Genomic DNA, 18714 nt, shown 5'->3' with positions numbered 1-18714 from the left:
GGGTGCACGGAGAGTGAGAGGTGGTGGGCGGGATGCCCGTATGGGACGACCTGGTGGGCCAGGAGCGGATCCAGACGCAGCTGGCCGCCGCCGCTCGCGATGCCGATGCGCAGGTCACGGCCGCCACGGACGGGACCGCGCCGCCCGCCGCGTCGAAGATGACCCACGCCTGGCTCTTCACGGGACCCCCGGGATCCGGGCGCGTCACCGCCGCGCGGGCCTTCGCGGCGGCCCTGCAGTGCACCAGCCCGGACCGCGCGCTCGGCGGTGAGCCGGGCTGCGGGTTCTGCGACGGCTGCCACACCACGATGGTCGGCACCCACGCGGACGTCTCCAGCATCGCCGCGGTCGGCAGCCAGATCCTCGTCGACGACATGCGCGACACCGTCCGCAAGTCCTACACGTCGCCCGCGACGGGCCGCTGGCAGATCATCCTGGTCGAGGACGCCGAGCGGCTGAACGAGAAGTCCGCCAACGCGGTCCTCAAGGCCGTGGAGGAGCCCGCACCCCGCACGGTGTGGCTGCTGTGCGCGCCCTCCCTGGAGGACGTGCTGCCCACCATCCGCTCCCGCTGCCGCCACCTCAGCCTCAGCACGCCGTCGGTCGCGGCCGTCGCCGACATGCTGGTGCGGCGGGACGGCGTCGAGCCGACGGCCGCCCTGGCCGCCGCCCGGGCCACGCAGGGGCACGTCGACCGCGCCCGCCGGCTGGCCACCGACGAGGGAGCCCGGGAGCGCAGGGCGACGGTCCTGAAGCTCCCGCTCCGGGTGGACGACGTAGGCGCCTGCCTCAAGGCCGCCCAGGAGCTGGTGGACGCCGCCGCCGAGGACGCCAAGCAGATGGCGGAGGAGGTCGACACCAAGGAGACCGAGGACCTCCGTGCCGCCCTGGGCGCCGCCGCCGGGACGGGCGGGCGGATGCCGCGCGGCACCGCGGGCGTCATGAAGGAGCTGGAGGACAAGCAGAAGCGGCGCCGGACCCGGACCCAGCGCGACAGCCTCGACCTGGCCCTCACCGACCTGACCGGCTTCTACCGCGACGTCCTGGCCCTCCAGCTCGGCTCGGCCCTCGCCATCGCCAACGAGGACATACGGCACGACCTGGAGCGCATCGCGAAGGCCTCCGGGCCGGAGCGGACCCTGCGCCGGATCGAGGCGATCATCGCCTGCCGGGACGCCCTCGACCGCAACGTCGCGCCGCTCCTCGCGGTGGAGGCGATGACGATGTCGCTGCGCGCGGGCTGATCCCGCCGCCCGCGCCCCGTCGGGTCCACACCGGCTTGACGGGCTCACCCGTAAGGGCGAACCGGCCGCCGGGCCCGGACCGGCCCCCGTCCGGGCGCCGCCCGGCAGGTGCCGCGCACGGCCCGGGTCCGTCCGGAGCAGAGGGCCCGCCCGCGCCCGCCGGCAGGACGTAGGCTCCGAGGATGGACACCAGTCGCGCGCTGCGTACCACCGGGACCGTGATCGCAGCGGCCGGGCTGCTGCTCTCCGGGTGCACCTCGGGCGGGGCGGAGGCACTCCGGACCGCCGCGTCCGCGAGAGGGGAGGCCGGTGGCACGGCCTCGGTGCCGCCGTCCCCCGACGCCGCGGCGATGCGCCCGTACTACGCGCAGAAGCTGACCTGGCGCGACTGCGGTGTGCCCGGATTCCAGTGCTCCACGATGAAGGCCCCGCTGGACTACGCGAACCCCGGTGCGGGCGAGGACGTCGACATCGCGGTGGCCCGCCGGGTGGCGACCGGCCCCGGCAAGCGGCTCGGCTCGCTCGTGGTCAACCCGGGCGGCCCCGGCGGCTCCGGCATCGGCTACCTCCAGGCGTACGCGGGGATCGGCTATCCCGCCCCGGTGCGCGCCCGCTACGACATGGTCTCCTTCGACCCGCGCGGCGTGCAGCGCAGCAGTCCCGTCGAGTGCCTGACCGGCCCGGAGATGGACACGTACACGCAGGTGGACCAGACGCCGGACGACGCGGCCGAGCGGGCCGAGCTGGTGGCCGCGTTCAAGAAGTTCGCCGCCGGCTGCGAGGCCCGCTCCAAGCGGGTCCTGCCGCACGTCTCCACGGTCGAGGCCGCCCGCGACATGGACCTGCTGCGTGCCGTGGTCGGCGACGAGAAGCTGAACTACGTCGGAGCCTCCTACGGCACCCTCCTGGGCGCGACGTACGCGAACCTCTTCCCGGACCGGGTCGGCCGGCTGGTCCTGGACGGCGCCATGGACCCCAAGCGCGAGGCGCTCGACCTCAACCGGGACCAGACCGAGGGCTTCGAGACGGCCTTCACCTCCTTCGCCAAGGACTGCGCGAAGCAGCCCGACTGCCCGCTGGGCAACGGCAGCCCCGAAGAGGTGGGCGCCCGCCTGAAGGACTTCTTCCGCAAGCTCGACGCGCAGCCCGTGCCCAGCGGCGACGACAAGCGTCCGCTCGGCGAGGCCCTCGCCACCACCGGGGTGATCGCGGCGCTCTACGACGAGAACGCCTGGCCCCAGCTGCGCGAGGCGCTGACCTCGGCGATGAACGGCGACGGGGCGGGCCTGCTGGGCCTGGCCGACAGCTACTACGAGCGCGGGGCGGACGGGAAGTACGCCAACCTGATGTTCGCGAACGCCGCCGTGAACTGCCTCGACCAGCCGGCGGCCTTCGACGGCCCGGACGCGGTCGACCGGGCCCTCCCCTCCTTCCAGAAGGCCTCCCCGGTCTTCGGCGCGGGCCTGGCCTGGGCCTCGTTGAACTGCGCGTACTGGCCGGTGAAGCCCACGGGCAAGGCGGGTCCGCTGACCGCCAAGGGCGCCGCGCCGATCGTGGTGGTGGGCACCGTCCGCGACCCGGCGACCCCGTACAAGTGGGCGCAGTCCCTGGCCGGCCAGCTCGAGTCGGGCACCCTGCTCACCTACGACGGCGACGGCCACACGGCCTACGGGCGCGGCAGCGACTGCATCGACACCGCGATCAACCGCTACCTGCTGGAGGGCAAGCCCCCGGCGGACGGCAAGAAGTGCTGACCCGCCGGGCCCCGAGGGACCGGCGCCCGGCCCGCTGACGGCGGAGGCCCGGGGCCTGCGCCTCGCCCTCGCGAAACGTGGTTCGGGGCACCCGCCGGGACCCTGTAGACTTGGCGCCGCTGCTGATGAGAGCACCTCTTCGAGGGAATACTTGTCTGACCAGCGGTGCCGCCTTAGCTCAGTTGGCCAGAGCAACGCACTCGTAATGCGTAGGTCTCGGGTTCGAATCCCGAAGGCGGCTCAGAGAAACCCCAGGTCAGGCTTCTGACCTGGGGTTTATTGTATTCGTGAGTCTTGAAAACCGGGCTAATCGGTCACCTGCGACCTACGCATTTCAATGCGTAGGTCGCAGGTGACGCTTTCTCGACCCTGCGGACGAAGTGGCCTCTGACCTGCTGTTTCTCTGTCTAGGACAGTTGGTCGGGTCGTGCAGTGGGTCGCGGTGGACAACTGGAGGACAGGCGCGCTTGGCGCTCCGCCTAGGTCTACCGCTGCCGTTCTAATGATCGTGAAGTGCGCCCCTCCTCCGCTGGGGAATCGGCGGCGTCGAGACTGGCCAGTTCTCAAAAGCCTCAAGAGCTGGCCTGCCCCGGAGGCGGATATGCAGCGAGAGACGCTTCCGATACCGGGCGTCGAGCTGAGCGTAGGTGTCACCGCACCGTAGATGAACCAGAGCGACCATGTCCGACGTGCGGCGGCAAAGTGTCGTCACTGCGTCCCGATCTCCCGCAGCCTCACGTTCAGTCCTGCTGTAGGTGGACACTGGTGATCTCGATTGAGAGCCCGTCTACCAGGCGTTGCGTCCGTATGCAGGGCTGTCCAACTCTCGGCCCGCCAGGCCAGCTTGGAAACGGCTCACTGTTTGGGGCGGTTTAGTGTTCCCTTCGCATGTGTTCTGACAGCCGGCGGATCTGTTTGTCCAGGTTACGTACCTGGGTCGAGTCGCTGCCGAAGGCGGCGGTCAGAAGTGGGCGAATGGCTTCGAGTTCCGCAAGGGCTTCGTCTAGGTGTTCCGAGGCAGCGAGCATCTGGGCGATGACGAAGCGCGACTCGCGGATTTGGTCTGCGGTATCGCGGCTCGCTGAGGCGTCGGCATTCTGCACGTAGAAGCGTAGTTGGGGCAGTGACTTATCCGGTTTGTCGACCTCCGCATACGCGTGGCCTGCGTGGTAGGCGCAGTCAAGGACGTACGAGTCGGTCGAGGCCAGATGCTTGCGGTAGGCACGACCGACGACCTCGAAAAGCGTGGCGGCACGGGTGTACTCGCCGGCGTAGAAAAGTGCGGCGGCGAGGAAGTGACGCAGGCGCAGGTCCAGAAACGGATCGTGGGCGGCGCGGGCGACGCCGTCTTCGAGCAGCCGGATGGCCTCGGAGGGATGATCGTTGTCCAGCAGCACCCTTACGTTCGCCTGCAGCTCCTCGGCCTCGGCGTCGGTGAGCTTTCCTCGGCTCGTGGGCTGCTCCCGCTGCCTGGCCGGGGCAAGCAGGGGGCGACGGAATGGACGTGTCGGGTCCCGGTTCTCGTCGCCGCCTGCAGTGGAATCGCTTGGAGTCGATGCCAGGGGCAGCAGAGCCTCGTAGACCGCCTCCGCGGAGGGCCTCTCCCTTGGTTCCTTCGCGAGCATTGACGACAGGAGCGCGCTAAGAGCACCTGGTATGTCGGCCCGTCGGCTCTGGACGAAGGGGGCGGGTGTCTGCAGGTGATGGGCCCGCAGCGGCATGCTGTCGGTCCCGTGAAAGGGCACGTCGCCGGTGAGCAGCTCGTAGAGCAAGCAGCCGAGCGAGTAGATGTCCGAGGCGAAGGTCACCGCCTTGCCGAGACACTGCTCAGGCGACATATAGGGCGGGGTCCCGACGGTCTTGTCGATCTGAGTCAGGCGTGGCAGCGCGCCGACGCCGCGCAGGATGGCAATGCCGAAGTCTAGGACCTTGACCAAGCCCCCGTTAACGAGGATCACGTTGGAGGGCTTGATATCTCTGTGAACGATGTCCACTCGGTGCACATCGGCTAGTACTGCTGCGATCTGGGCCGCGATTGACGCTGCCCATGCCACGTTCGGCGCTGCGGTGTCGTAATCCGTGCGGTCGAGCACCGCTTCCACCGTCGAGCCGCGCAACAACTGCATGACGAGCCACAGCTGCGCGCTGCCATCGGGGGCGGTTTCAACTCCCGTGTCGTAGACCGCAGGAATCCCGGGATGCTCCAGTTGCGCCGTAGTACGGATCTCGCGTAGGAACCGCTTACGGTCGCGTTCCAGACCGTCAAGGATCTCCGCTGCTTCTGGACTGTCCGGTGAAGCCGGGATCGCAGCCGCCGGCGACGGGCGAAGCACCTTGATGGCGACGCGTCGGTCCAGCCGTTCGTCATAGCCGTGGAAGACCTCGCTCATGCCACCGCGGCCGATCGAACCGTCCACGCGGTAGCGTCCTGCGAGCAGAGGTCTTTCGGCTGGATGCTCTGTACCGTCCGTCATGCCCCACTCCTGTCAGAGAGCTCGGAGCATACGGCTCAGCCTGCCCCGCTGCCTGTCCGTTACAGCGATTACTGCTCGATCGCCTGGCCTCCGGTTTCACGACGCATCTCACTGCGAAGTTTCGCGAGGGCTTCGTCCCGCGCTGGTTCGGTGATGATCCGGTAGGCACGCTTGCGAGCCGCCTCCTTGATCGCCTTCTGAAACTCGTTGTTGTCGAAGTACAACTTCATGAAGTCGGTGTTGCGTTCGGCGTTCTCCGCAACGATGTCGTCGAGGCGGTCGTCGGCGACCTGCCCGAAGCGGGCCTCGTCGTTCATGAGCGCGATCTGCTGCATCGATGTGTCCTCGACCAGGCCGACGACCTGCTGATAGACCAGAATCTGGTCAGAGGTGCTCAGGTCGAGGCCGAAACGTTCGTTGAGCTCCTCGATGATCTCGGAGAGGGGCTTCACCTCCGGTTCCCGATAGCCTCCGCCGTCGGAGGCGTGCCCTCGGACGTCGCGGTCGCCAACGGTGGAGAGTGACACGTTGTGCCGTCCGGTGAACTCTAGGCGGAAGTGGCTCAGGTCGGCGTCACCTATGTCGACTGATGTGGACGGGCGTCCCGGCAGTCGGATCAGCAGGATCCTGCCGTACTGGTACAAGCGTTCCAGATCTCGGTCGCCCCAGTCGACGATCTGGGCGATGAGGCTATAGGCGCGTACGTAGTCCTGCAGCGCCCCCCGGAAGCCTTCGCGTTCGTCGTCCGTTTCCAGGGCATTGAAGCGGTCCAAGGCGGGTTTGAGGTACTCGTGGAGTTCAGCGTGGAGCTTGCGCTCGGCGGCGTCCGGCATTCGGCCGGGGCCAGCCGCGGACAATACGCGGATGAAGGCTTCCATCTCCGATGCAGCGAGGAGGCCGTACCCCATCACCTCGTGCTGCTTGGTGTAGAGAAGGTTCGGGTCGCTCGGCTCGGTGATGGTCGTCTCGAACCAGTCCTCAAAGGCGGCCTGGATGTCGGCAGCCTCGTTGACGAAGTCGAGGATATGCACGTCATCCTGCGACTTGAGCGGGTGGATGCGGTTGAGCCGGGATAGCGTCTGCACGGCCGCGACACCGGTCAGCGGTTTGTCGACGTACATCGCGCACAACAGCGGCTGGTCGAAGCCGGTCTGGTACTTCTCCGCGACGACCAGAAGCCGGTACTCCTCCTGGGCGCGCGCGACGGCCTGCGGATCGTCCGCCTTGGTGTATCCGAACCTGTCCGGCAACTGCCCCTCGGGGAAACCGTTGAGTTGGGCCTCCGTGAACTCAAGGCCGGCGTCGTCTTTGAGCTGACCGGAGAACGCGACGAGGGCGCCGCAGTCGTTGTACCCGCGCAGAGTAACGTATGCGCGGATCGCCTGGTAGAGGTCGAGTGCATGCTGACGGCTGCTGGTGACCACCATGGCCTTGGCCCGGCCACCGAGCCGCCCGGTGATGTTCTCCCGGAAATCGTCGACGATCAGTCGCGCCTTCTGTTCCAGGGACTTGGGGTGCTGCTCTGCGTAGCGGACGAGTTTGACCGTGGCTTTCCTCTCATCGACATCAGGATTCGAGATGGCCGACTCGGCCTGCTCGACGGCGGCGTTACGCAGGCGCCACTTTGTGTTGTACGTGATGTAGTTGGCGAGCACGTCGAGGATGTAGCCCTCATCGATCGCCTGTCGCATCGAGTAGATGTGGAACGGCACGTACATGCCCTGCTCCCCGGTGCGCTGATTCACCCGGTCCGGGTCGAAGGTGCCGAAAAGCTTAAGGGTGGGCGACTTCGGGGTGGCGGTGAAGGCGAAGTAGGACAGGTTTGGCTGCTTGCCGCGCACCCGTGTCATGTACTCCACGGGGTCTTCGTTCTCCTCGCGAGGGGGAACATTCGAACCGAGCGCTTGCTTGATCTTAATCGCCGATTCGCTGCCCTGCGAGGAGTGAGCCTCGTCGATGATGACCGCGTAGCGCTTGCCGGACAGGCCCATGTCGGCGATCTTCTTCAGTACGAATGGGTACATCTGCAGCGTGCTGATGACAATCTTCGATGTGGAGTCTTCCAGGGAGCTGGCGAGTTGAGTCGAGTCCTCGTCGATCTTCTTGACCACACCGGGGGTGTGGTCAAACTGGAAAATGGTCTTCTGGAGTTGCCGGTCGAGGACAACCCGGTCGGTGATCACGATGATCTTGTTGAAGACCGGCTGATTGGCGGCGTCGAATAGGGTGGAAAGGCGGTGCGCCAGCCACGCGATCGTGTTCGACTTGCCGGAGCCGGCCGAGTGCTGGATCAGGTAGTTGTGCCCGGCCCCGTGCTCCCGTGCGTGAGTGACCATCTTCTGTACGGCGTCCCACTGGTGGTAGCGCGGGAAGATACGGGGCGAGGTGTGCGGGTTCACCTTCGCGCCCTTCTTGTCAGGGGCCTGGACGTGGATGAAGCGGTGCAAGATCTCCAGCCAGTTGTCGCGCTGCCAGATCTGCTCCCATAGATAGGCGACGCTGTACGAGCCGGGGGCGCTGGCCGGGTTTCCGGCCCCGCCGGACACACCGGGGCCGTTGGAGCCGAGATTGAACGGCAGGAACTGTGTATCGGCACCGCGCAGCCGCGTGGTGATGAAGGCTCGGTCGGGGTCCACGGCGAAGTGGACCAGGGCGCGTTTGGCGAAGAACACGTCGTTCGGGTCGCGGTCGCGACGGTACTGCGCGACTGCGTGGTCGGCGTTTTGCTGCGTACTAGGGTTCTTCAACTCGGCGGTGGCCACCGGTAGGCCGTTGACGAAGAGCGCCATGTCGAGGGAGCAGCGAGGGTGGCGGGTGCTGTAGTGCAGCTGGCGGGCGACGGTCAGCATGTTCGCGTTGTACTCGGCGAGTGCGTCCACGGCCAGGGTGTGGCCGGGGCGGAAGTACACTAGGTCGATCTGCACGCCCCGGTCGCGTACACCCTGGCGCAGGACGTCCAATACGCCCCGCGCGTCGACTTCGGCGGCGACGCGCTCCGCGAACTGACGCTGGGCGGTGTTCTGGTCGCCACCGTAGAAACCGATGAGCCGTTCCCAGGCTTTCGTTTGCGTCGCGCCGATGAAGCGGTACATCTCTCCGGTGTCGATGCCGAGCTCGACGTTGAACGTGCCTTGGGCGCGGGACCATCCGCGTGTGAGCAGCTCGGCCTCGATGTTGACCTCAAAGGCGTTTTCGGAGTGGGCTCCGTGGTTCATGCGATTCCCCCGGACGGGGTTGCGGTCGTGATGTCGAACTGGCCAGTGACAGCAGAAGTGATGAGAGTTTGGCGGCGTTCCGCGAGTAGGGCAAGCTGGCCGTCAATAGCATCGGCAGCAGAATCGATTGCCAGGTTGCTCGACCGAATAACTTCGACGATGTTTCGCTGCTCCCGAATGTCTGGCAATGGGATCCGCAACCCTTGCAGATCTGGCATGTAAATAGTTTTGTGCGTCGAGCCCATTGCAAGCCTATTCAACAGATCAGTGCGCATCGCTCGGAGACACCACAGCAAGAAGAATGGGTCGAGTTTAGGTCCGCATGTCCAGGTCGCGAGATCCTGACTCGTTGCCATGTCTCGCCCCATGACTGCCGAATATCCAGCTGACGCCGCTGTGCGGCAGAGGACTACCGTACCGCTTGGGTGAATTTCGGCGGAACTGTTCAAGAGTCCCATCTCGCTGATCTTTTCGCGAGTCTCCGTGAGGACTTCGAGGCGGTCAGAACGCATCTGACTTACTTCGCCCGTCGTGACCCATGGAATTGTGCAATCCATCCACCATTCCGGCTTGTTTCTGCTCGGCGTATGTCCACTTCCCATGCGAGCCACGTGGCCTAGCTTCACTGCTTCCCAGGCAGAAGGAAGGGTCTCGACCCAAGCCAGGGTCGACGGGATACGCTCTCTAATTTCCGATCCAGTTACCGCACTAAAGAGCCCCGCCGCTCGCCGCTCAAGAAGTGCCCGCTTTGCGGCTTCTTGAATAGCCTTCAAATAGTCGATCCGTGCAGTCTCGGCGTCAAGGAAGTCTGCAATGCGACGCTGCTCCGCTAGGGGAGGGAGAGGGATCGGTGATGCGGAGAGACGCTCTCGGTTCAGTTCGATCTGATTGGTCGCGCCTGAAATCAGAACTGAGTAAACGTAGTCCTGGAATGGCGTGGAAATGAACCAATAGTACATATATCGAGGGTCTACGATTTGTGAATCCGCACGAGTGACCGTCACGTGTCCGTCGGCAATGCAGGGGCGGTTGTCTGGTCCGGCTGTGAAGTAGCCGACGCGCCCCAGGGTTCCGGTCCCTGTTGAATTGATCAGGACGTCGCGAGGCAGCAAGTAGCCTTTGATTTTTCTCGGGTCACCACTGTAGTTGTGGAAGCGCGTACGCTCCCAGTCGAGACCGGTGGCTTGGTTTGCTCCTTGGCTGATTACTCGGACCGGCCCATTTTCAACGTAGTCGGGTGCCGTGCCTCGATTGAGAAATGTTGAGATGTACTTGAGTGGCGACCAGGACCACGAATCCGGGATCGTGATGTTGAAACCTGAACTCATGCGGTCACCTCACCCAGCAGCTTCTGGATCTGTGCCTCAAGTTCGCGCAGTTCTGCGTCGATCTCGGCTAGCGGCCGTGGCGGGGTGTACACGTAGAAGTGCCGGGTGAAGGGGATCTCATAGCCGACCTTCGTTTTGTCGTGGTCGATCCAGGCGTCCGGAACGTGCGGAGTGACTTTACTGGCGAAGTAGGTCTCGATGTCCTCGCCGAGCGGGATGTTCTCGTAGTCGCGCAGGTCCGGATCCGGGAGGACCGTTTCGATGCCGGCCTTCTTGACCTTCTGGACCTCACCCTTGGAATCCGAGACGGAGACCGCACCCCAGAGCCCCTTGAGTAGCGCCGCGGTGCCTGGCCACTGTGCACCGTCTGCTGCGATGGCCGCGTGAAGGGCGTCCCGCGCTTCCCGCTTAGTCCACCATGCCGAGCCGACCAGTCCGCGCAGCGCCGCTACCATCGCTTCGCGGCCTTCCCACTTGGCCAGGGCCTTCGCGTTCTCCAGTGCCGACAGGGTGTCCTCGGTGATCTCAAAGCGTAGCTTCAGGGGGCGTTCGACGGTGATGCGGTGGTAGCCGAAGTCACGGGTCTCGAAGACCTTGACCTTGGCATGGTCCGGGTGGTTCTCGTCCCCCTCGCCCTTGAGTGCGTCGACGTACATCTCGGTGATGTGCTTGATCTGCTCGTCGTTGATCTGCTTGCGCTTTTCGCCGAAGGACTTACGCATCTTCTCCCACTGGTCACGGGCATCGACCAGAGCCACCTTGCTGCGCAGCTTCTCGGGCTTGCGGTTGGAGAGGATCCAGAAATACGTGGAGATACCAGTATTGTAGAAGAGCTGGTCAGGTAGGGCGACTACGCCTTCCAACCAGTCGTTCTCCAGGATCCACTGGCGGATCTTCGATTCGCCGGACTCGGCCGCTCCCGTGAAGAGCGGCGAGCCGTTGAAGACAATGCCCAGGCGGGTCCCCTTGCCTTCGACAGGTTCCATCTTCGAGAGCAAGTGTTGGAGAAAGAGGAATGATCCGTCGTTGATGCGCGGTGTACCCGCACCGAAGCGACCCGCGTGGCCGATCTCGGTCTCGGCCTCGACCTCGTCCTTGACCTTCTTCCACTCCACACCGAACGGCGGGTTGGCCAGCATGTAGTCGAACTTCTGGTCCGGGTAGCCGTCGTCGCTGAAGGAGTTCCCGAAGTAGATGCGGCCGGGCTGGTTGCGCATGAGCATGTCTGCCTGGCAGATGGCCCAGGACTCCGCGTTGAGTTCCTGCCCGAAGAGGTAGACCTTGGTCTTTGGGTTGATCGACTTGATGTGGTCCTCGGCCGCGGTGAGCATGCCGCCGGTGCCGCATGCCGGGTCGAGGATGTTGATGACCTGCCCCTCGCCGGCGATGGTCTCGGCGTCCGGGGCGATGAGTAGGTTGACCATCAGCTTGATGACTTCGCGCGGAGTGAAATGCTCACCGGCGGTCTCGTTGGAGTCTTCGGCGAACTTGCGGATCAAGTGCTCGAAGACGTAGCCCATGTCGTGGTTGGAGAGCTTGTCGAGGTCGCGCATCGTGTTGAACTTGCCGACGACCTTGTAAAGGATCTTCGCGCCCGCGAGCCTGGTGATTTCGTTGTCCAAGTCAAAGCGGGACAGGATCTTCCGAACGTTTGGGGAGAAGCCGTTGATGTAGTCACGGAGGTTCTTCGCGACGTTCGGGGCGTCCGAGGCGATCGAGGCGAAGTCTTGATCGGAGGTGTTGTAGAAGGGCAGCTTGGCCGCGAGCTCAAGCAGCCGGTCCTTGTTCTGGACCTCCAGCGACGCGTCGCGGGCTCGTACCGCGTCGCGGGTTGGCGCCATCACCGCGTCGAGGCGACGCAGCAACGTGAAGGGCAGGATTACCTGCCCGTACTCATGGCGCTTGTAATCGCCGCGCAGCAAGTCGGCGACTGACCAGACGTCGTTCGCCATCTTGGTGTGCGTGGGTGCTGAGGTCACAGAACTCTCGTCTCGTCGTCAGCCGGCTTGGCTTCATCAGTGTGCTGCGAGGTGGTGAACTCCGGTGCCAGAACACCGGTGGTCAGTCCATGGACGGTCTGCTCAATGACGTGTGTGCTCGTCTTCGCGAGCGTGGTGAGTACGTCTTCGAGCTGCTGGAGGTGGCGGAACGCGTCTCCGTAACGGCGTTGGTCGCAGAGGGGCATACGAGGAACGCGGCAGCGGCGCAAGTCCTCTCGGCTGAGTACGCCGAGGGTGTTGGACACTGGCAGTGCGTTGGCGTCGATGCGCAGGAACGTGGCGAGGAAGTGCGCGTCCAGCCGGGTGTCGTCGATCTCGACTACCTGAGCGATGCTGATTTCGTCCTCGGCGCTGCCGGTAGCGACAACCGGCGGGCGGCCGTGCATCCGAAGAAGTAGATCGCCTGCGTGCGGGGTGGTCTCGCGGGAACGGATTCTCAGGGCGCCTGCACGTTCCAGCTCGCCGAAGGTCACGTACACGTGGTGCGTCGGCTTCGGCGGCGCGGCGAAGCGCGGAAGGCCCTGGCCGAGGCTCGTGTACATGATCCGCAGCCGGTCGGTGACTCGGCGGAAGTCCTCGGGGCTCGCCTCGGTAGGAGAATTGATGTACCGGGAGGGCAGAAGGCTGGCGTCGCCGTCGAGGATCTCTCGGCGCGGAACGGCGCGGAACATCGTCGGGTGGGCATCAGCGAAGAGACGTTGCCAGGCGGCGAACTCCTGCGGTACATCGGCCGGATCGCCCAGTCCCGAGAGATCGACCATGCGCACTGTCTCCGTGGCGACAGCGTCGTAAGGGCGTTGCAGCACCCAGAGACAGAGCTCGTTGTCGGATGCTGATCCCATTCCCTTCGGCAGCGCGATCACATCGCGCAGGGCTCCGGAACGTGTCAGCTCAGCACGGATGTGTTCCCCGGAGGGCTGAAGGCTAGTACGGGGCGTTACGGCGACCACTGCCAGGCCGCGGGGCCGTAGATGGGCGTAGCAATGCTGAACCCAGGCCAGTTCGCCGTCACGTGGAGCAGGGACACCGAATTCCCAGCGCGGATCATCGGCCAGTTCGTCGGCCGGCCACCGGGGGAGGTCGAAGGGAGGCTCGCAGACCACTGCAGCCGCCTTGCCCAGGTAGGCGTCGAGTTGATTGTCCAGGAAGGAGTCGCCGGTGCGGATCTCGTAGGGTGCTCCGTGTGCGTTGTTGCGCAGATTGCGGGCGGCGGCGGAAGCGGCTGACTCCTCGATTTCCTGGCCGACAAGCTTGACGGCATCCCCGAAGCGGTCCGCGACGGCCAGCAGCAAAGTGGCGTCGGAACAGGCTGGGTCGAGTACCGCAGGTTCGTCCGTGAAACCGGCTTCGATCGGTCGTGGCGTTGCGGTCGTGCGTGGCAGCAGCGCTGCCATCACCCTGGCCAGCAACTGCCCGGAGTCGAGGTTCGCGATTCCCAGCCCCGCTTCTGATGCCGGCAGCTGGTCGCCGTGAGGCACAGGGTACGGCGCCTCCTGGTCCACGCGGTGGGTGCCGGTTTCAGTGCGGCCGGCCGTCGATAGCTGATCGCCCTTGCCGGTGGCTTCCAGCCACGCCTCGACCTCGGTCCGGGAGAACGTCGGCCTGCGCTCGTCACCGCCCACAGGCTGCGGGAACGCGGGGTAGCGACGGCGCCAGTTGGACACGGCGGCACGGCCGACACCCGCCAGCCTGGCGATTGCGGCGGCGGTCATCTCCTCGGACTCGGCTGGGGTCATGACAGTGACCATATCGGGCAGATCTCACCCCCGGCAAGCCCTTGTGTACACCTAGGCCCTCCGTCAACGAGTGTCTGTGAACATCGATGACCTTCGTCAACAACCTTGCTTTCTGTCGTCCGGTGTGGCTACGGTTCCTTCCGGTGAGACCCCTTGGTCCGCCGCCTGCAACCGCCACGCCATCACAGCCCCGCACGCCCAAGTCGTCCCTTGGCCTCCTGGTGCCGGACGCGGCACACCCGCTAACGGAACCGACGTTCCACAGATCGAGCAGGTCCCCCGCCCTGAACACGGAGGAATCCCGGTGCACCATCAGCGCAAGGTCCGTACGAGCAGGCGGGAACCCCGTCCCTGCCGCCCCAAGCGGCAGACCTCCTGCGGCAAGACCAGGTTTGTCGACCGCATTGCGGCTGACCTCACGCTCGCCGGGATCCGCGCCCGCGGCCGTGCCAGGGGGAGGGACCCCATCCGCTCGTACCTCTGTCCGAGGTGCCACGGCTGGCACCTGACCTCGGCCCCGGCCCGCCGTGTATACGGCGGGCCCCAGATGACGACCCGCCGTCACTAACCGGCCGGAACCAGGTGCCGACGGTTCGAAGGGCACAACCGAACCGTCGGCACCTGCCGCACGCAGTCAGGCCGCTTCACTGGCCGAGCGAGCTGTATGTGCACCAGAACGTCTCCCTGCCACAACCATCGAAGACGAGGACCCCCGTGACCCTTGAAGTCTCCCGCACCGCGACTCGCCCTCCTGCGGCGAAGAAGGCGCCGACCACCCGGAAGAGCTCGCTGCACCGGCTGCGCGCCAAGGGGCCCGATCGAGGTGAGGACCTCCGTGCCTTCGTACTTCCCCGCTATTTGGACCGCGAAGGATTCACGAGCCGCCCGGTCAACAAGGACGGCCTCGTCGGCCTGCTCGTCACCGGCACGATCGCCCCGGGCCGGGCCGACTGGTGTGACCCGCTCAGCATCCTGACGGGGCACCCCGTCGCGGAGGAGAACCGGACCTCGCTCGCCCTCTTCCTGGTCCGGACCGAGAACTCGGTGTACGGCATCACCTACGGCATGGGGCACCTGATGATCGACCCGGTCCGGATCGACCCCGGGTTCGGTATCGAATTCGCCGTCCGCTGCCTGAAGGAGGACCGCATCACCAAGGTCCGCCGACAGGTCATGGATGCCCGTGGCCGCACCGACGAGAACTCCGCCACCAGCGGTGAGCACATCCGAGGCTTCGGCATCGAACAGTTCGGCGAGATCGTCAGCCAGATCTCCGGACAGATCGAGAACGTTCCCCTCACCTTCACCACGGGGAGCAAGCGGCCGGCCCACGTTACTGGCAACGACAGGTCGATCAAGATACATCTTGGCAACTCGCCCGCCGCCCTCCTCCATGACCTCCAGAAGATCGAAGAGGTGTGCGCGAGGCCCAACCCGCTGCCCGAGTTCGAGTTCATCGCCCAGGTCCGACCGCTCAGCCCGAAGAGCGAGCAGGCGCAGAAGCTCGACGTGCGCCTCGACGCCATGCTTGGCGAGGGGCAGACGAGCCGCATGGCGCTTGCTGTGCCCAGCGTGTGCAGGGAACACTTCGAGTTCGCCGAGTCCTTCAAGGTGACGCTCGCCGGTCATGCCGGGCAGCACGCCGAGCTTGACGTCGACCAGCTCGTTGCCGCTGTCCAGCGTCGCCCGGAGGGAGGCCGCCTGCGTGCGCTGCGCGAGGGCCGAATCCAGATGTTCTCCAGCACCGACGACTCCGAAGCGAACAGCGGCAAGGTCCCTGTCGACCACTGGTTCACTGCAGAAGTCCCCGACGGGGTCGCGCACTACTTCTACTGGCAGGGGAAGTGGTACGAGATCGGAGCCGAGTACCTCACCGTTGTCGAGAAGCGGGTCGCCGACCTCCTCGCCCAGCCTGCCAGCGTCACCATGCCGCCCTGGACCGTCGAGATGTGCGAGTCGGGCGAAAGGTGTGGGGTTCCCCAGGGGCACAAGAGGCACAACGTGCATGACGAGGACTGGTACAACAAGGAGGTCGCCGCGCAGGATCGGTATGTACTGCTCGACAAGAACAACGTACACACAGAGCGCCTGCGGGGAGGCGGCCTGGAGATCGCTGATGCTCTCGGGCCGCAGGGTCAGTTCATCTGCGTCAAGAAGGCAGCATCCAGTACCGCCCCGTTGAACCACCTCTTCGCTCAGGGGCGCACCGGGATCGAGACGGTGCGCTTCGACCTTGAGGCCCGGAAGGACTTCCTCTCCAAGGTGGACAAGCTCTCGCCCAGGCACGCGCTGGACAGGTCGTTCAGTTCACCGACGCTCGTCTTCGGGATCCTGCTCAAGAATGGGGCAGAACTGACTCCGGACTCGTTGTTCGCCTTCGCCAAGATCTCCCTCCTGCATACGGCGACGGCGCTCGAGGGGATGGGAGCCCGCCTCGAAGTCGTTTCGATCTCGCGGACGGCAGAGACTGGGATGGCCCGCGCAACCACGGGCTGAAGCGTACGGTCCACGCCGCCCGAAGCGGGTCCGGCCCCTGGTCCCGGCGTCCGCTCGTGTGAGGGACGCCGAGCGGCTGGGCACGGATCGCAATCAGTCGCGAGCCATGTCCCGCGATCGCTGACCGATCGACATCTCGAAGTCCTCCAGGCACGGGAAGAGTAGTTCAGTGCCACGCGCGTTGCCGTTGAACAACAAGCCGGTCTTCGCATCCCACTGGAACGCGAGCGCCTTGGCCTTGTCCGCGAACTGGCCCGCTGGCCGCGTCAGTCCACTACGAGTCAGGACGAGGAGCTGCTTCTCCTCGGCCGCGGCGACGCCGTTCAGCCGTTGCACCTCCGAAGTAGACATGCTTCGGGCGGAGTTGTGCCAGGCGATGTGGCGCGAATGTGAGACAAGCGGAGAACTGGCATCGCCCCATTCGACGTCAGCGAGGCCGAATGCCCGGAGCTGGCTCTCAACCCGGCGTACGAGGAGGTCTGGAGGGAGTTCCTGCGGGACGCCCCGCTCGACCGCGGAATGGCTGGTTGGCAGGAGTTCTTCCAGCAGGTCAGAGGTGTGCACGCCATCAGGAGCAGCGAGGAAAGGAGGAGCGTCCAACGGACTCCACGGGTCGTGGCACTCCCACCGCGACTCCGTGGTGAGCTCACACGCCAAGTAGGCGATCGCCTCGGGCGATACGTCGACGAGGTCGGCGATATCGGGAAGCTTGCCGATACCCTGAGGATCGCCGGCGCCCAGAGGATCTGCGAGCCGAGCCCACTGCCGTTCACGCGGATCGTAGATGTCAGCCCGCCAGCCGAGGGTCTTGTGGTGGGAGGCGCGGTAGGCGAAGTCGCCGTAGGTGGCGTCGAGGTAGGACCGTGTCCCGGTCCTGGCGATCCCCACTCTCGGATCCCACCATCCATCGGCGTGGTGGTAGAGGAAATAGTGGTTCTTGCCCACAACGTTGTGCACCACCGCGCCGTTGGCGGTCAACTGGTCGGCCAGCTGGACGATCGGCGTGACTTCCGATTCTCCCCACCTCCAGGGGGACGCGACAGAGCGTCCCTGGACGTGCGCAGATGCGGCGGCGTGCAGGGTATCCACCAGGTTCTCGTCGGACATCCCGTTGAGGGGCAGGATGATCGGCCGACTGCTGATGCCCGGGGCTGTCACGGCCCAGACGTGGATCCCCCCGATCTTCGTGATGGCGAGGAGAGCGCCTTGAGTGTCTCCCAGGTCGATCTTGACGTAATGAGGTGGGATGTCCGGTACCGAGACCATCGGCGCGAGGTCAGGGTGTCGCATTCTGAGGAGGTCGGCCAGGCTTCTGAACTTCAAGTACATGCCGAATGAGGCGACTACGTCGCCGGGCGGGAACTGCATGGGCATCCCCCGGGAGATTCGCAACCACGTTGATTCGTACGGAGATCATGTCACGAGGGCCCTCATAGGGTCCGGGGCAGTGAGATGACTTGTGGGTGCATCGTCGTGCTGCTCGCCCATCCTGCGAGAGAAGGGCGGGCCACCGTACGACTCTTGGTCCCAGCGACCGCCGACAGTGCCGGGTACTCGCGGGATCGGCTGATCGGACTTGCCGCCGACGGGACACAGGCTTCGACTGGGCCGTTCTGGCTCAGATGCTGGCCGGTGTCGGTAGATTCGGCCATCGGCTGTTCCTGGCGTACGGGGTGGATCAGGTCCGGGTGACGGCGTCCACGGGCAGTTCGAGGTCTGTCGAGATCACTTCTGGGCCCGGACTCGGAGGCGCGCGTGCGGCAGGGTTCCGCGCTTCCTCCCCCGCGGCGATCAGGGCTCACCCGGATTCAACTGCGCGTTCCGGCCAAGCACCCCCGGTGGCCTGCGGGTCCAGCCGGGAACCTCCGAGCTTTGGGGCCCCGGCGTCGCTGGGTCTGCTTTGCGGCAGACGATCACCATCGGTCTCGACCACTCGTACGGGTGAATCTCTTGTTCTGGGAGGTTCTTTTCGAGTGCCTATAGATGACGCTGGTGATCGGCCAAGGGGCGTAAGAGGCTGCGGTGTCGATCCGTGTCATGGGGAGGGTGCGGTGACAGAGCGACTCGGGGCGATCGGTGGTGTGGCCCTCACCCGTGAGGACCTGGTGGCCTTGCCACCCACGGTGGATCTACAGACAGCGAACAGAGTCCTCTCAATAGGGAGGTCTACCGGCTACGGTCTGGCGAAGCGGGGTGAGTATCCGTGCAAGGTGCTGAAACTCGGCAACGCCTACCGGGTAGTGACCGCCGACCTCCAGCGTTTGGTGGGGGTCGAAGACACACCGCAGGAACCGGCGCTCGCGGCACCGCCGTCGGACCGGGGGAACGCCGCCAGCGGGCCTGAAACAAGAGCACGACGTTGCTGCTGTCACTGCAGTTGCTGTTCCCTGCGGGACGCGTAGGGGGGCCACGCCCTCAGTGCTGCCTTGTAGGTTTGCAACAGCCAGTGCGGCGAACAGGCGGAAGG

Annotated in this window: 9 protein-coding genes, 1 tRNA gene and 1 pseudogene; 5 read left to right on the top strand and 6 right to left on the bottom strand. The window is 65.5% G+C overall.

Annotated elements, in window-relative coordinates:
- The first annotated feature begins 32 nt into the window (after positions 1–32).
- The 3 genes from AB0O53_RS04760 (at position 33) to AB0O53_RS04750 (ending at position 3239) form a co-directional block, all read left to right on the top strand.
- Entirely contained in the window at positions 33–1244 is a 1212-nt protein-coding gene (locus AB0O53_RS04760) for a DNA polymerase III subunit delta' (RefSeq protein ID WP_365193258.1), read from the top strand.
- 182 nt (positions 1245–1426) lie between these two features.
- Positions 1427–2998 (top strand): alpha/beta hydrolase, encoded by a 1572-nt coding sequence (locus AB0O53_RS04755; protein WP_365193256.1) that lies wholly within the window; start codon positions 1427–1429, stop codon positions 2996–2998.
- A 167-nt stretch (positions 2999–3165) separates the two neighbouring features.
- Positions 3166–3239 (top strand) — tRNA-Thr (locus tag AB0O53_RS04750).
- Positions 3240–3870: 631 nt separating this feature from the next.
- Here AB0O53_RS04750 and AB0O53_RS04745 read toward each other — a convergent pair.
- The 5 genes from AB0O53_RS04745 to AB0O53_RS04725 all read right to left on the bottom strand — a co-directional run bounded on the left by AB0O53_RS04745 (position 3871) and on the right by AB0O53_RS04725 (position 13751).
- The gene (locus AB0O53_RS04745) at positions 3871–5472 is read right to left on the bottom strand and encodes a serine/threonine-protein kinase (RefSeq protein WP_365193254.1); all 1602 of its coding nucleotides are present in this window, start codon (positions 5470–5472) and stop codon (positions 3871–3873) included.
- A gap of 68 nt (positions 5473–5540) precedes the next feature.
- On the bottom strand, positions 5541–8687 hold the full coding sequence (locus AB0O53_RS04740) for a type I restriction endonuclease subunit R (protein ID WP_365193252.1): 3147 nt from the start codon (positions 8685–8687) through the stop codon (positions 5541–5543).
- A complete protein-coding gene (locus tag AB0O53_RS04735) occupies positions 8684–10015 on the bottom strand; it encodes a restriction endonuclease subunit S (RefSeq protein WP_365193250.1) in 1332 nt (443 codons plus the stop codon). Before AB0O53_RS04735 ends, AB0O53_RS04740 begins: the two co-directional genes overlap by 4 nt.
- The gene (locus tag AB0O53_RS04730) at positions 10012–11967 is read right to left on the bottom strand and encodes a type I restriction-modification system subunit M (protein WP_365193248.1); all 1956 of its coding nucleotides are present in this window, start codon (positions 11965–11967) and stop codon (positions 10012–10014) included. Before AB0O53_RS04730 ends, AB0O53_RS04735 begins: the two co-directional genes overlap by 4 nt.
- A 23-nt stretch (positions 11968–11990) precedes the next feature.
- On the bottom strand, positions 11991–13751 hold the full coding sequence (locus tag AB0O53_RS04725) for an N-6 DNA methylase (protein ID WP_365193246.1): 1761 nt from the start codon (positions 13749–13751) through the stop codon (positions 11991–11993).
- A gap of 714 nt (positions 13752–14465) precedes the next feature.
- Here AB0O53_RS04725 and AB0O53_RS04720 point away from each other — a divergent pair.
- Entirely contained in the window at positions 14466–16247 is a 1782-nt protein-coding gene (locus tag AB0O53_RS04720) for a DUF6119 family protein (RefSeq protein ID WP_365193244.1), read from the top strand.
- Positions 16248–16340: 93 nt separating this feature from the next.
- Here the strand turns inward: AB0O53_RS04720 and AB0O53_RS04715 are convergent, their stop codons facing one another.
- Positions 16341–17621 (bottom strand): hypothetical protein, encoded by a 1281-nt coding sequence (locus AB0O53_RS04715; RefSeq protein ID WP_365193242.1) that lies wholly within the window; start codon positions 17619–17621, stop codon positions 16341–16343.
- 677 nt (positions 17622–18298) lie between these two features.
- On the opposite strand from AB0O53_RS04715, the pseudogene AB0O53_RS04710 reads away from it, so the two are divergent.
- Positions 18299–18520, top strand: a pseudogene (locus AB0O53_RS04710) (hypothetical protein); the annotation flags it as partial.
- Positions 18521–18714: the final 194 nt, after the last annotated feature.

This window comes from Streptomyces erythrochromogenes (assembly GCF_040684695.1).
GTDB classification, from domain to species: Bacteria; Actinomycetota; Actinomycetes; order Streptomycetales; family Streptomycetaceae; genus Streptomyces; species Streptomyces erythrochromogenes_C.
The sequence above is the reverse complement of the archived record's forward strand: the minus strand, read 5'-3'. Positions and strand labels throughout refer to the sequence as shown.

Bases quoted from the DNA above. Each gene is read 5' to 3' on its own strand.
- AB0O53_RS04760 (WP_365193258.1), top strand. From the start codon at position 33: ATGCCCGTATGGGACGACCTGGTGGGCCAGGAGCGGATCCAGACGCAG.
- AB0O53_RS04755 (WP_365193256.1), top strand. From the start codon at position 1,427: ATGGACACCAGTCGCGCGCTGCGTACCACCGGGACCGTGATCGCAGCG.
- AB0O53_RS04745 (WP_365193254.1), bottom strand. From the start codon at position 5,472: ATGACGGACGGTACAGAGCATCCAGCCGAAAGACCTCTGCTCGCAGGA.
- AB0O53_RS04740 (WP_365193252.1), bottom strand. From the start codon at position 8,687: ATGAACCACGGAGCCCACTCCGAAAACGCCTTTGAGGTCAACATCGAG.
- AB0O53_RS04735 (WP_365193250.1), bottom strand. From the start codon at position 10,015: ATGAGTTCAGGTTTCAACATCACGATCCCGGATTCGTGGTCCTGGTCG.
- AB0O53_RS04730 (WP_365193248.1), bottom strand. From the start codon at position 11,967: ATGGCGAACGACGTCTGGTCAGTCGCCGACTTGCTGCGCGGCGATTAC.
- AB0O53_RS04725 (WP_365193246.1), bottom strand. From the start codon at position 13,751: ATGACCCCAGCCGAGTCCGAGGAGATGACCGCCGCCGCAATCGCCAGG.
- AB0O53_RS04715 (WP_365193242.1), bottom strand. From the start codon at position 17,621: ATGCCCATGCAGTTCCCGCCCGGCGACGTAGTCGCCTCATTCGGCATG.